10 protein-coding genes are annotated in these 14,112 nt (G+C 56.9%); 2 read left to right on the top strand and 8 right to left on the bottom strand.

Features of this window, described 5'->3' with window-relative positions; all coding sequences use genetic code 11:
* Positions 1-19 precede the first annotated feature (19 nt).
* A complete protein-coding gene (gene glyA / locus ACOTWU_RS20875) occupies positions 20-1,273 on the bottom strand; it encodes a serine hydroxymethyltransferase (RefSeq protein ID WP_003860678.1) in 1,254 nt (417 codons plus the stop codon).
* 304 nt (positions 1,274-1,577) lie between these two features.
* Between glyA and hmpA the strand changes: the two genes are divergently transcribed.
* Positions 1,578-2,768 carry an NO-inducible flavohemoprotein gene (gene hmpA, locus ACOTWU_RS20870; RefSeq protein WP_040117990.1) on the top strand — a complete coding sequence of 397 codons (1,191 nt, stop codon included), beginning with the start codon at positions 1,578-1,580 and terminating at the stop codon, positions 2,766-2,768.
* An 80-nt stretch (positions 2,769-2,848) separates the two neighbouring features.
* Here the strand turns inward: hmpA and glnB are convergent, their stop codons facing one another.
* From glnB to purL, 5 genes are all read right to left on the bottom strand, one after another.
* A complete protein-coding gene (gene glnB / locus ACOTWU_RS20865) occupies positions 2,849-3,187 on the bottom strand; it encodes a nitrogen regulatory protein P-II (RefSeq protein WP_003860685.1) in 339 nt (112 codons plus the stop codon).
* Between the two features lie 80 nt (positions 3,188-3,267).
* Positions 3,268-4,605, bottom strand: a complete 1,338-nt coding sequence (gene glrR / locus ACOTWU_RS20860; protein WP_040117991.1) for a two-component system response regulator GlrR — start codon at positions 4,603-4,605, stop codon at positions 3,268-3,270.
* Positions 4,602-5,354 carry a two-component system QseEF-associated lipoprotein QseG gene (qseG, locus tag ACOTWU_RS20855; RefSeq protein WP_252049246.1) on the bottom strand — a complete coding sequence of 251 codons (753 nt, stop codon included), beginning with the start codon at positions 5,352-5,354 and terminating at the stop codon, positions 4,602-4,604. The genes glrR and qseG overlap by 4 nt, the downstream gene beginning before the upstream one ends.
* The gene (gene qseE, locus ACOTWU_RS20850; protein WP_003860691.1) at positions 5,351-6,784 is read right to left on the bottom strand and encodes a two component system sensor histidine kinase QseE/GlrK; all 1,434 of its coding nucleotides are present in this window, start codon (positions 6,782-6,784) and stop codon (positions 5,351-5,353) included. Before qseE ends, qseG begins: the two co-directional genes overlap by 4 nt.
* Positions 6,785-7,316: 532 nt before the next feature.
* Complete coding sequence (gene purL, locus ACOTWU_RS20845; RefSeq protein WP_421625794.1) at positions 7,317-11,204, bottom strand: phosphoribosylformylglycinamidine synthase; 3,888 nt, start codon at positions 11,202-11,204, stop codon at positions 7,317-7,319.
* Between the two features lie 267 nt (positions 11,205-11,471).
* On the opposite strand from purL, the gene mltF reads away from it, so the two are divergent.
* Complete coding sequence (gene mltF, locus ACOTWU_RS20840) at positions 11,472-13,022, top strand: membrane-bound lytic murein transglycosylase MltF (protein ID WP_017383549.1); 1,551 nt, start codon at positions 11,472-11,474, stop codon at positions 13,020-13,022.
* On the opposite strand, the gene tadA is transcribed toward mltF, so the two are convergent.
* Together tadA and yfhb are read right to left on the bottom strand one after the other, a co-directional pair.
* Positions 12,910-13,449: a tRNA adenosine(34) deaminase TadA gene (gene tadA, locus ACOTWU_RS20835; RefSeq protein ID WP_023295164.1), complete on the bottom strand. Its 540-nt coding sequence runs from the start codon at positions 13,447-13,449 to the stop codon at positions 12,910-12,912. The genes mltF and tadA overlap by 113 nt on opposite strands.
* Before the next feature lie 24 nt (positions 13,450-13,473).
* A complete protein-coding gene (gene yfhb / locus ACOTWU_RS20830; protein WP_023295165.1) occupies positions 13,474-14,109 on the bottom strand; it encodes a phosphatidylglycerophosphatase C in 636 nt (211 codons plus the stop codon).
* Between the last annotated feature and the right edge of the window lie 3 nt (positions 14,110-14,112).

The following is a 14,112-nucleotide window of genomic DNA, read 5'->3' as shown; positions in this document are numbered from 1 at the left end:
AGTTCTGCGACGCAGAGAATTATGCGTACACCGGGAAACGTGCGCAGATGTCCAGAACTTTACCTTTAACGCGCTCGATAACCGCGTCGTCATTGATGTTGTCCAGAACGTCACACATCCAGCCGGCCAGCTCTTTCACTTCCGCTTCTTTGAAACCGCGGCGAGTGACGGCCGGAGAACCGATACGGATACCGGAGGTCACGAACGGGCTCTTCGGATCGTTTGGCACGCTGTTTTTGTTGACGGTGATGTTGGCGCGGCCGAGGGCAGCGTCAGCTTCTTTACCGGTCAGGTTCTTATCAACCAGGTCCAGCAGGAACAGGTGGTTTTCAGTACCGCCAGAGACCACTTTGTAGCCACGGTTCAGGAACACTTCCACCATCGCTTTGGCGTTTTTAGCAACCTGCTGCTGATACACCTTGAACTCTGGCTCCATCGCTTCTTTCAGCGCCACCGCTTTTGCCGCGATAACGTGCATCAGCGGGCCGCCCTGGGCGCTTGGGAACACGGCGGAGTTCAGTTTTTTATACAGCTCTTCGTCACCGCCTTTCGCCAGGATCAGGCCACCGCGTGGACCTGCAAGGGTTTTGTGGGTGGTGGTGGTCACAACGTGCGCATGTGGAACCGGGTTCGGGTAAACGCCTGCCGCAATCAGACCGGCAACGTGCGCCATGTCGACGAACAGGTACGCGCCGATGCTGTCAGCGATTTCACGCATTTTTGCCCAGTCAACGATGCCGGAGTAAGCAGAGAAGCCACCGATGATCATCTTCGGCTTGTGCTCTTTGGCCTGCTTCGCCATGTCTTCGTAGTCAATTTTGCCGGACTCATCAATACCGTAAGGGATGATGTTGTACAGTTTGCCGGAGAAGTTAACCGGGGAGCCGTGAGTCAGGTGGCCGCCCTGCGCCAGGTTCATACCCAGAACGGTATCGCCCGGCTGCAACAGCGCGGTGTAAACAGCGAAGTTAGCCTGAGAGCCAGAGTGCGGCTGGACGTTCGCGTAGTCAGCGCCAAAGAGTTCTTTCGCACGGTCAATCGCCAGCTGCTCGACGATATCAACGTATTCGCAACCGCCGTAGTAGCGCTTGCCCGGATAACCTTCAGCATATTTGTTGGTCAGCTGAGAACCCTGCGCCTGCATTACGCGCGGGCTGGTGTAGTTTTCGGAGGCGATCAGTTCGATGTGCTCTTCCTGACGTACTTTTTCCTGCTCCATAGCCTGCCACAGTTCGGCATCATAATCGGCAATGTTCATTTCACGCTTTAACATCCGCATCTCCTGACTCAGCTAACAAGTAAATTTTTGGCCTGAAAAGGCAGTCCTGTTGGACGACGGGCAACAGTATAACTGAATAGTTCTGCGATAACAGGTCTTGACAAACGATTTTACGCAAACGTTTACCTCCACGCCACGCAAGGGTTTGAGCAATAAAGCTCTCACCATTTTCAACGGATTTCTTTTCAGCTTTGTGATGCATATTTTTCACGATGCAAAGAACCATTTACATTGCAGGGGTATTTTTATAAGATGCATCTAAAATACATCATTAAAGTAACATCAGAAGGAAGCTGCTATGCTCGACGCCCAAACCATCGCTACCGTGAAAGCCACAATCCCCCTGCTGGTTGAAACGGGTCCTAAACTGACCGCCCATTTCTACGATCGCATGTTCGCGCATAACCCGGAGCTCAAAGAGATTTTCAACATGAGCAACCAGCGTAACGGCGATCAGCGCGAAGCGCTGTTTAACGCTATTGCCGCCTATGCCAGCAACATCGAAAACCTGCCGGCTCTGCTGCCTGCGGTGGAAAAAATCGCCCAGAAGCACACCAGCTTCCAGATCAAACCTGAGCAGTACAACATCGTCGGCAGTCACCTGCTGGCAACACTGGACGAAATGTTCAGCCCGGGCCAGGAAGTGCTGGATGCCTGGGGTAAGGCCTATGGCGTGCTGGCAAACGTATTCATCAACCGTGAAGCGCAGATCTACAGTGAAAACGCCAGCAAGAATGGCGGCTGGGAAGGCACGCGCGCCTTCCGCATCGTTGAGAAAACCCCGCGCAGCGTACTGATCACCAGCTTTGAGTTTGAGCCAGTGGACGGTCAGCCGGTTGCCGATTACCAGCCGGGCCAGTATCTGGGCGTCTGGCTGAAGCCTGAAGGCTTCCCGCACCAGGAGATTCGCCAGTACTCCCTGACCCGCAAGCCAGACGGCAAAGGCTATCGCATTGCGGTTAAACGTGAGGAAGGCGGTCAGGTATCCAACTGGCTGCATAACGAAGCCAGCGTGGGCGACGTGGTCCATCTGGCGGCACCGGCGGGCGATTTCTTTATGGCCGTTGAAACGAATACCCCGGTGACGCTGATCTCCGCAGGCGTAGGTCAGACGCCAATGCTGGCGATGCTGGATACGCTGGCGAAAGCAAACCACAGCGCGCAGGTTAACTGGTTCCACGCGGCGGAGAACGGTGATGTGCACGCCTTTGCGGATGAAGTCAAAGCGCTCGGAGCGACCCTGCCGCGTTTCACCGCGCATACCTGGTATCGCCTGCCGACGGAGGCAGACCGCGCAGCGGCTCGTTTCGACAGCGAAGGCCTGATGAATTTAGGGCAGCATGAAGGGGCGTTCAGCGCACCGGGGATGCAGTTCTACGTTTGTGGGCCAGTAGCGTTTATGCAGTATGCCGCGAAGCAGCTGGTAGACCTGGGCGTGAATAAAGACAACATTCATTACGAATGTTTCGGCCCGCATAAAGTGCTGTAATCGCCCGGCGGCGCTGCGCTTGCACGGGCCTACGAAGGGTTTTTTAGGCCGGGTACGCGCAGCGCCACCCGGCAAGAATGTTAAATCGCCGCGTCGTCTTCTTCGCCGGTACGGATACGGATCACGCGCGCCACGTCAAAGACGAAGATTTTCCCGTCGCCAATTTTACCGGTCTGCGCCGTGCGGATGATGGTATCCACACAGGTATCGACGATATCATCGCTCACCACGATCTCGATTTTCACTTTCGGCAGAAAGTCCACCATGTACTCTGCGCCACGGTATAGCTCGGTGTGGCCCTTCTGACGACCAAAACCTTTCACTTCAGTTACGGTCATCCCGGTGATGCCTACTTCTGCCAGCGCTTCACGTACATCATCCAGTTTGAAAGGTTTAATAATCGCATCAATCTTTTTCATGGTGGGTCCTTAAACTCTTGCCAGTAAGCAGCCTCGTAATCGGTTGCTCACAGTATCATATTCAGGCGAATTTTGCGGTATTACTCTTTAAAATCGTTCGCTTCCAGCTCGTGGCGTGAGAGCAATTTATAAAACTCGGTACGGTTACGCCCGGCCATGCGCGCCGCGTGGGTCACGTTGCCTTTGGTGATTTGCAGCAGCTTGCGCAGATAGTTCAGCTCGAACTGGTTTCGCGCTTCCGCAAACGTCGGTAAGGCCGTGTTTTCCCCCTCGAGCGCCTGCTCCACCAGCGCATCGCTGATCACCGGTGATGAAGTCAGCGCCACGCACTGCTCAATCACGTTCACCAGCTGGCGTACGTTGCCCGGCCAGCTTGCGGTCATCAGGCGTTTCATCGCATCGGTGGAGAACGCGCGCACGAATGGTTTGTGGCGGTCAGCGGCCTGGCGCAAAAGGTGATTTGCCAGCAGCGGGATATCTTCCGCACGCTCGGCCAGCGCCGGGATTTTAAGGTTGACGACATTCAGTCGATAGTAAAGATCTTCACGGAACTCGTTGCGCGCCATCACCTTGGGTAAATCGCGATGGGTAGCGGAAATAATACGCACGTTGATATCGATATCGCGGTTGCTGCCAAGCGGACGCACTTTTCGCTCCTGCAACACGCGCAGCAGTTTGACCTGCAACGGCGCGGGCATATCGCCAATTTCATCAAGAAACAGCGTGCCCCCCTCAGCCGCCTGGAACAGCCCTTCACGGCTGCTCACCGCGCCGGTAAAGGCGCCGCGGGCATGGCCGAAGAGCTCAGACTCAAGCAGCTGTTCCGGCAGCGCGCCACAGTTGATGGCAATAAAGGCATTTTTACTGCGCGGGCTGGCGTTGTGGATAGCCTGGGCCAGGATCTCTTTCCCGGTCCCGCTCTGGCCGTTGATCAGCACGCTAACGTCGGATTGCGCCACCATCCGCGCCTGTTCCAGCAGGCGCAGCATCACAGGGCTACGCGTCACGATGGATTCACGCCAGACGTCGTCGCCGGATGGCGCCGCATGCTCAAGGGCGCTGTCGATTGCTTTATAGAGGGCGTCTTTATCCACTGGTTTGGTGAGGAAGCTGAATACCCCCTGCTGCGTCGCGGCCACCGCATCAGGAATAGATCCGTGAGCGGTGAGGATAATCACCGGCATCCCGGGCTGCTGCTTCTGGATCTCCGTGAACAGTTGCAGGCCATCCATTTCATCCATGCGCAAATCACTGATCACCAGATCGATTTTCTCGCGGCTGAGCACTTTCAGCCCCTCCTGCCCGCTTTCAGCGGTGACCACGCTGTAGCCTTCGCTGACCAGACGCATTCCCAGCAGCTTTAACAGCCCGGGATCGTCATCCACCAGTAACAGATGGGCAGGTTTACGGCTTGTCATGGCTTCACATCCTCTTGTTTCGGCGTCTCACTGTCTGGCGTCGTGGCAGAGTTGCCTTTCGACCCATCGGGCAGATAGCTGCCTGCCGGCTTACGCGTCGAGAGCTGTCTTTCGATATCGGTCAGATTTTCGAGCTTGCGGGTGGTGGTTTCCAGCTGCTCGCGCAGCGACTCCTGTTGCTGGCGAAGCGCATCAAGCTCGCTGTCGCTCGACTGCTGCAATTTGCTGTAGCGGAAACGCTCTTCAGACAGTTGTAATTGCAGGGTTTGTCCATCCCGCCAGAGCTGATAGACCGGGCGCACCTGCGGGGGAATATTGATCACATAAGTATCCAGCCGCGTCACGTTGGCGCGGCGTTCGACAGGCGTGATTCTGGCATCCGCCATCACGATCCCACGTTTAAACGCGTCCTGCCAGGTATCGTCCACCATCATCGCCGCCTGGGCACGGGCCTCGGCGGGCGCCAGCCGCTGGGCGCAGTCTATTCCGCGCAGCCAGAACAGCGGATTGGATTCAACATCACGCCCCGACAGGTTCCAGATATCATCGCAACGTGTTGAAAGGAAATCGGCCAGCTGTTTTTGCGGCCATTTATCTTCCTGTTTGTGGCTAATTGCACTTTTCGGCGCATGGGTTACACAGCCGGCCAGCAGTAAGCAGGGCAGGCTCAGGCGCACATTTTTGCTGGAAAACACCGCGCGCAGTGCGCGGTAAAAGACGTGTGACATACTCACCAGGTTGTTATTCATTTCATTGATTTTTCCGGCTCAAGAGGCAGTTCGATACGAAAACAGACATCGGCGCGTTCATCACTCACGATGTTAAGCTCACCCTGCATGCGTCGTATGCAGTCGCGGGCAATACTCAGCCCCAGACCACTTCCTTTTACCGCACCTTTTCGCTGATGACTCCCCTGGAAGAAGGGCTCAAAGATCATCGTTTTTTCATCATCCGGAATCGGGCTTCCCGTATTCGCTACGTCAATAAATACCCGCGAACCGTTGTTATTGCTTCTGATATAAATGGTACCGGATTCAGTACCATAGTGCACCGCATTGGAATAAAGATTATCCAGTACGCTCATTAACAGCATCGGCTCTGCCAGGCAGGAAGGCGCATTGAGATCCACCTGGGTATGCATCATTTTAGCTCTTGCTGGCAGGCTATGGGCGGAGATCACCATGTCCACCAACGGTTCAATCTCAACGCTTTCAAGCACCACAGCACCATCCGCCAGCTTGCGGTTATAGTCCAGCAGTTGTTCAATAAGTTTTTGTAAATTGCGGCTACTGGCATCCAGAATCGCCACGATCTCTTTTTGCTCAGGGGTTAACGGCCCCGCTACTTCGTCTGCCAGCAGCTCCGTGCCTTCACGCATACTGGCCAGCGGTGTTTTGAGTTCGTGTGAGATATGGCGCAGGAACTGATGACGCTGCGATTCCAGCCACGCCAGGCGTTCAGAAAGCCAGATGATACGCTGACCGACCGAGCGCAGCTCGCGCGGGCCTTTAAAAACAACCGTATCCCCGAGAGATTTGCCCTCCCCCAGGCGGTTAATCATCCGCTGGATCCCTTTTACGGGGCCGATGATCATGCGGGTAAAGAGCAGTACCAGCCCAAGGCTGACGAGGAACAGCACCAGCGCCTGCCAGCCGAAGAACTGGCCGCGCTCGGCAATCTCCTGCTGGAGTTGCTGCCCACGGGAAAAGATAACCGTACGGGTGGACTGCACCATCTCCGTATTGGCGTTCGCGAAGGCTTCAAGTCGGGCGGCGGCGGCAGCATCAGGACCGCTGTTTTTGCACTGGAGCTGCGCCAGATCGTTCAGATCCTGACGCAGCGCCTGATAGAGTTTGTCATCCGGCAAGACCCCGGCATGGGCATCCAGCATTTCGCTGTAGCGTTTACGCTGGTTCTGATAGACCCTCTCCAGCGTGCGGTCGTCCAGCACGCAGTACTGGCGATAGCTACGCTCCATCTCCAGCGCGGCGTTGGTCATTGCCTCGCTACGGCGGGCATCAATAAGCGTGGTGCGGTTAGTCAGGGCCGCCTGGGCACTTAACGCATTCAGGCTTTGCCATGCCTGCCACGCCAGAACCAGCAAAGGTAGCAGGATCAGCAGGAAGGCCATCATAACGAGCTGTCGCAGGGAGCGAGGGAAAGCGGGCCAGCGTTTCAACACATTACTCTCATCATCCGGGTTTGAGGAGAGCGTAACTGAGTCTGCCCTTCAGATACAACAAAGCCGGGTAAAAACCCGGCTTTGTCATGGAATAAGGCGGTGCCTAACTCGACGTTTCGCCCTGGCCTGATAAAGCATTGCAATAATCAGTAGTTGGACGGCAGGCACCTTTTTGTGCGTCATTCGAAGTTTATGTAGCACGTCCCGAAGGGGCTGACATAAGAAGGTGAATGAGCCACTGGTTACTATTATGCAACGCGCGTGCCAGATTGCAAAAATTGATACTATCCTTATGATTAATAATCATTTTATTATTAAAATGCATTGATTGTCAGGTGAATGATTTCCAGGCTAAGTGTCGCTATTAAGCAACACCTTAACGGGAACCTGTCCTGACATATATAAATCAATAAGTTAAATGTCTCTTATTGGAGACACTCAACCCAGAGGATTGTCGCGATTTTGCGACAGGTACAAAAAAGCCCGGTGGCGCTCGCGCTTACCGGGCCTACAGTCAGTGCGTTGAAACTTAACCCAGTTGTTTACGCGCGTTGCGGAAAATGCGCATCCACGGGCTGTCCTCGCCCCAGTTTTCCGGGTGCCAGGAGTTGCTCACGGTACGGAAGACACGTTCCGGGTGCGGCATCATGATCGTCACCCGACCGCTTTCGCTGGTGACTGCGGTAATGCCATTTGCCGAACCGTTCGGGTTAGCCGGATAGGTTTCGGTGACCTTGCCGAAGTTATCAACAAAGCGCAGCGCTACCAGTCCTTTGCTTTCAAGCTGAGCCAGGTGCGCCGCATCACGCACTTCAACCTGACCTTCACCGTGCGAAACCGCGATTGGCATCTGCGAACCCACCATTCCCTGCAACAGCAGAGACGGGCTTTGGGTCACTTCCACCAGGCTGAAGCGCGCTTCGAAACGATCAGACTGGTTGCGCACAAAGCGCGGCCAGGCTTCGCTGCCCGGGATCAGCTCGCGCAGGTTAGACATCATCTGGCAGCCGTTACACACGCCCAGCGCCAGCGTCTGCGGACGGTGGAAGAAGGTCTCGAACTCGTCACGCACGCGGCTGTTGAACAGGATGGACTTCGCCCAACCTTCGCCCGCGCCCAGCACGTCGCCGTAGGAGAAACCGCCGCAGGCGACCAGCACCTGGAAATCATCGAGCCCGGTACGCCCGGCCTGCAGGTCGCTCATGTGGACGTCGATGGCGTCAAAGCCCGCCCGGTGGAAGGCCGCCGCCATCTCAACGTGGGAGTTAACGCCCTGCTCGCGCAGCACGGCCACTTTTGGCCGCGCGCCGGTCGCAATGTACGGCGCGGCAATGTCTTCGTTAATGTCGAAGCTGAGCTTCACGTTCAGGCCAGGATCGTTGTCGTTCGCCTTCGCGTTGTGTTCCTGATCGGCGCATTCCGGATTGTCACGCAGGCGCTGCATCTGCCAGGTGGTTTCCGCCCACCACATACGCAGCGTGGTGCGGCTTTCGCTGAACACCGCGTGGCCGTCGGCTTCAATCACGAAGCGGTCGCCCTGCACCGCTTTACCGAGATAGTGTACGCAGTCTGCCAGACCGTGCTGCGCCAGAATCGCTTCCACCGCGTCGCGATCTGCGGCGCGTACCTGAATGACCGCGCCAAGCTCTTCGTTAAACAGCGCCGCCAGGCGGTCTTCGCCAAGCGTTGCAATGTTTGCTTCAACGCCGCAGTGACCGGTGAAGGCCATCTCTGCCAGCGTCACCAGCAGGCCACCATCGGAACGGTCGTGGTAGGCCAGCAGCTTACGCTGCGCCACCAGCGCCTGAATTGCGTCGTAGAAGCCTTTCAGCTGGGCGACGTCGCGCACGTCGGCTGGCTTATCGCCGAGCTGGCGATAAACCTGCGCCAGCGCGGTGGCGCCCAGTGCGTTATGGCCTTTGCCGAGGTCAATCAACAGCAGGGCGTTATCTTCAGTGGAAAGCTGCGGCGTAACGGTATGACGCACGTCTTCCACGCGCGCAAACGCGGTGATCACCAGCGACAGCGGAGAGGTCATCTCGCGCTGCTCGTTACCTTCCTGCCAGCGGGTTTTCATCGACATGGAGTCTTTACCCACCGGAATGGTCAGGCCGAGCGCAGGACACAGCTCTTCACCCACCGCTTTCACCGCTTCGTACAGGCCGGCATCTTCGCCCGGGTGACCGGCAGCGGCCATCCAGTTCGCGGAAAGTTTGATGCGTTTGATATCGCCAATCTGCGTCGCGGCGATGTTGGTCAGCGCTTCACCGACCGCCAGACGGGCAGAAGCGGCGAAGTCCAGCAGCGCCACTGGCGTGCGTTCGCCCAGCGCCATCGCTTCGCCGTAGTAGCTGTCGAGGCTCGCGGTGGTCACGGCGCAGTTAGCGACCGGGATCTGCCACGGGCCGACCATCTGATCGCGCGATACCATACCGGTCACGGTACGGTCGCCGATGGTGACCAGGAAGGTTTTCTCTGCCACGGCAGGCAGGTGCAGCACGCGGTTAACCGCTTCTGCCACGGTGATGCCCTGGCGATCCAGCGCTTTGCCCGCCGCTTTGCGAGTCTGCACGTCGCGGGTCATCTTCGGCGTTTTGCCGAGCAGCACGTCCAGCGGCAGATCGATCGGCTGGTTGTCAAAGTGGGTGTCGCTTAAGGAAAGGTGCTGCTCTTCGGTCGCTTCACCGATGACCGCATACGGCGCGCGCTCGCGGCGGCACAGCTCGTCAAACAGCGGCAGCTGATCGGCGGCAACCGCCAGCACGTAGCGCTCCTGGGATTCGTTACACCAGATTTCCAGCGGGCTCATGCCCGGCTCATCGCTCAGGATATCGCGCAGGTTGAAGCGTCCGCCGCGACCGCCGTCGCTCACCAGCTCAGGCATAGCGTTAGAGAGTCCACCCGCGCCCACGTCGTGGATGAACAGAATCGGGTTGGCGTCGCCGAGCTGCCAGCAGCGGTCGATCACTTCCTGACAACGGCGCTCCATTTCCGGGTTGTCGCGCTGCACGGACGCGAAGTCGAGATCCGCATCAGACTGGCCGGAAGCCATAGACGAGGCTGCCCCGCCGCCCAGACCGATGTTCATTGCCGGGCCGCCGAGCACGATCAGCTTCGCGCCGACGACGATCTCGCCTTTCTGCACGTGATCGGCGCGAATGTTGCCAATCCCGCCCGCCAGCATGATCGGTTTGTGGTAGCCGCGCAGCTCTTCGCCGTTGTGGCTGTCCACTTTCTCTTCGTAGGTACGGAAGTAACCGTTCAGCGCCGGACGACCAAATTCGTTGTTGAACGCCGCGCCGCCCAGCGGGCCTTCGGTCATGATATCCAGCGCGGTGACAATGCGCTCTGGCTTGCCGAAGTCTTCTTCCCACGGCTGCTCAAAGCCCGGAATACGCAGGTTGGAAACGGAGAAACCGACCAGACCCGCTTTTGGTTTCGCGCCGCGACCGGTCGCACCTTCGTCACGGATTTCACCGCCGGAGCCGGTCGCTGCACCCGGCCACGGGGAGATCGCCGTCGGGTGGTTGTGGGTTTCCACTTTCATCAGGATATGCGCAGGCTCCTGGTGGAAGTCATAGCGCCCCGCTTCGCGGTCGGCGAAGAAGCGGCCCACCTCGGAACCTTCCATCACCGCGGCGTTGTCTTTATAGGCAGACAGCACGTGGTCAGGGGTTTGCTCCATGGTGTTTTTGATCATTTTGAACAGCGACTTCGGCTGCTGTTCGCCGTCGATAATCCAGTCGGCGTTGAAAATCTTGTGGCGGCAGTGCTCGGAGTTGGCCTGCGCGAACATATACAGTTCGATGTCGTTCGGGTTGCGATTCAGCTTAACGAATGCATCCTGAAGGTAGTCGATTTCATCTTCTGCGAGCGCCAGACCAAGACGCAGGTTTGCGTCGATCAGCGCCTGACGCCCCTGCCCCAGCAGATCCACGCTCTGTACCGGCGCAGGCTGATGGTGGGAGAACAGTTTCTGCGCATCATCCAGAGAATCAAACACGCTCTCCATCATGCGGTCGTGCAGCTCTGCGGCAACCACCTGCCACTGCGCGTCGCTCAGGGTTGACGCTTCCACATAGTACGCCACACCGCGCTCCAGACGGTTAATCTGGCTCAGGCCGCAGTTGTGAGCGATGTCGGTGGCTTTGGAAGACCAGGGGGAGATGGTGCCAGGGCGTGGCGTGGCGAGGATTAATTTGCCGGTCGGCGTATGGCTGCTCAGGCTTGGGCCATATTTAAGCAGGCGTTCCAGCTGTACGCGCTCCTCTGCATTCAGGGGGGCGTTCAGGTCAGCAAAATGGACATACTCAGCGTAAATATTGCTTACCGGAAGGTCGGCCGCCTGAAAACGTGCCAGCAGTTTGTTAATACGGAAGGCAGACAGTGCAGGCGAACCACGCAGAATTTCCATCATAAGTCTCTCGTCTTCGAAGCGCCGGGGCGCTTACAGTGTGCGCAAGGGGGGAAAACGGGCGTCATTATAGAGAATCCTGAGCGCCGACGAAACCGTTTGCGTCGAAATAAAATCATCCTTTATGTTTAACAATAGATGTGACCTGTCTCTCTAATTGGTTGCCAACTGGCGCTACTTTGCGCAAAATGCCGCTCAATCAATGGCAAACTCTATTCTTAACATGACTACAGCACACTGAGGCAACCGGCGTCGCAGAGAATTAACTAATTGAAAAAATTAAAGATTAATTATCTGCTCATCGGCATTGTTACGTTGCTGCTGGCAGTGGCCCTCTGGCCGTCTATCCCCTGGTTCGGCAAGGCCGAAAACCGTATCGCCGCCATTCAGGAGCGGGGGGAGTTGCGCGTCAGTACCCTCTCCTCCCCGCTTATTTACGACGATATCAACGGTAAAACTATCGGTCTTGATTACGAACTGGCACAGCTGTTTGCGGACTATCTGGGCGTGAAGCTGAAAGTTACCGTGCGGCAGAACATCAACCAGCTGTTTGATGATTTGGACCATGACCGTGCCGATATTCTCGCCGCAGGTCTGGTGTACAACAGCGAACGCAGCAAAAACTATCAGCCGGGCCCGACCTATTACTCCGTGTCGCAGCAGGTGGTTTATCGTGTGGGTAGCCTGCGCCCGCGCTCACTGGCCGACATCACCGACCAGCAATTGACCATTGCGCCAGGCCATGTGGTGATTGACGATCTGCGGGCGTTGAAAGAGAAAAAATACCCGAACCTCAGCTGGACGGTCGATCCTAAACTCGGCACGACCGAATTACTGGAGCAGGTAAAAGATAAAAAGCTGGCCTATACCATTGCTGATTCGGTGGCGATCAGCCTTTTCCAGCGCGTTCATCCTGAAATCGCCGTGGCGCTGGATGTGACCGACGAACAGCCGGTGACCTGGTTTACCCAGCTAGACGACGATCAAACCGTCTCTGCGGCTATGCTCGATTTCTTTAATTCCATCAATGAAGACGGCACCCTGGCGCGCCTGGAAGAGAAATATCTCGGTCACGGGGACGATTTTGATTACGTTGACACCCGCACTTTCCTGCGCGCGGTGGACAGCGTGCTGCCGGATCTGCAACCGCTGTTTGAGAAGTACGCCGAGGAGATTGACTGGAAGCTACTGGCGGCGATTTCCTACCAGGAATCGCACTGGGATGCTCAGGCCACCTCCCCCACGGGCGTGCGCGGGTTGATGATGCTGACCAAAAATACCGCTCAGAGCCTCGGCATCAGCGACCGGACCGATGCGGAACAGAGCATCAGCGGCGGCGCGCAGTATTTACAGGATATGATGGCGAAAGTGCCGGAGACGGTCCCGGAAGGGGAGCGTATCTGGTTTGCGCTGGCCGCCTATAACATGGGTTATGCGCACATGCTCGACGCGCGGGCGCTGACGGCGAAAACCAAAGGTAACCCGGACAGCTGGTCAGATGTAAAACAGCGCCTGCCGCTGCTTAGCCAGAAACAGTGGTACCAGAAGCTGACGTACGGCTATGCGCGCGGGCATGAAGCGTATGCCTACGTGGAAAATATTCGTAAGTACCAGATAAGCCTGGTGGGATATCTGCTGGAGAAAGAAAAAGAGGCGGCCGAGGCGCAACAGCTGGCTGAAAGCTATCCGGTGGTCGCACCGGACGAGCTTAATCATCCTGCGGTTTCAATTCTGCCTTTTGTTGCTTTTTCTGCTGCCGACGCATTCGAAAAAAGTCACTTAACAGACCCGAACATTCTGGTGCAAGTACCCCGCCGATAGTTTTCACCTGGTGGTTCATCCCCGGATGCCCAAGTACGTCCATCAGTGAACCAGCAGCGCCCGTCTTTTCATCCCGCGCGCCAAACACCAGCGTACCGATTCGGCTGTGCACCATCGCCCCGGAGCACATTACGCACGGCTCAAGGGTGACATACAGGGTGGTATCAAGCAGACGATAGTTTTGCAGCACCAGTCCGCCCTGACGCAGCGCCATAATTTCAGCATGCGCGGTAGGATCGTGACGGCCAATCGGACGGTTCCACCCTTCCCCAATCACCTGGTTGTTATGAACCAGCACCGCGCCCACGGGCACTTCGCCCTCGTCCCAGGCGCGCTGAGCCAGCGCCAGCGCGTGACGCATCCAGTATTCATGATTGTGTTCAGGGTTGGACAAGGGTTGATACTCCAGTCGAAAAGCGGGCGGCATTATACACAGCCCTTATAGATAAGACTATTCGAGTTGCTGAAGTTCACCGAGGGGAGTAACGCGCCAGCGATGCTGGCAAAAATAGAGCAGCGGGTTGTCCTGCTTGCTGTCGCTGTAGCCGCTGTACAGACGCAGCGGCGTACCGATACGTTTCTCCAGCTGTACCACTTTTTCATGTCCGAGGCAGCGCATAGTCAGCACCCAGCCGCCGTAGCCGCGCGCGATCTGTGTCGCAATAAGATTCACGCGCGGCAGCCAGGGCGTATCAAAATAGACCTTCTCCACCAGCGTCTGCGGGGAGCCGGTAATCAGCCAGATATCAGCATCGTTGGCGTCGAGATAGCTGGTCAGGCGCGCCTGTACCACGGGAAACGCGGCGACGTGCCCGCGAAACCAGTGCGCAAAATCCTGTTCGAGCTGCTTAAGGCGCGCTTCGCTATGACCAAACGTGCATCCCCAGAGCAGCAGGCTCATCGGCCAGCGCGCTGCACGGCCTTTCACCAGCAGCGCGATACCAATAACGGGTAACAGGGGTAATACCAGCAACGCGTTAAGGGGCTGGCGCCGCAGCAGGTAGCGCATAAAGGTGCCGAACATATCCTGCTGATGCAGCGTTCCATCCAGATCAAAAAAGACAACGCGACGCTCGTGACTGGCCAAACC

Source organism: Enterobacter cloacae complex sp. GYL001 (assembly GCF_049237125.1).
GTDB lineage: Bacteria > Pseudomonadota > Gammaproteobacteria > Enterobacterales > Enterobacteriaceae > Enterobacter > Enterobacter hormaechei_C.
Note: the sequence above shows the minus strand (reverse complement) of the source record. Positions and strands in the feature narration are given on the sequence as shown.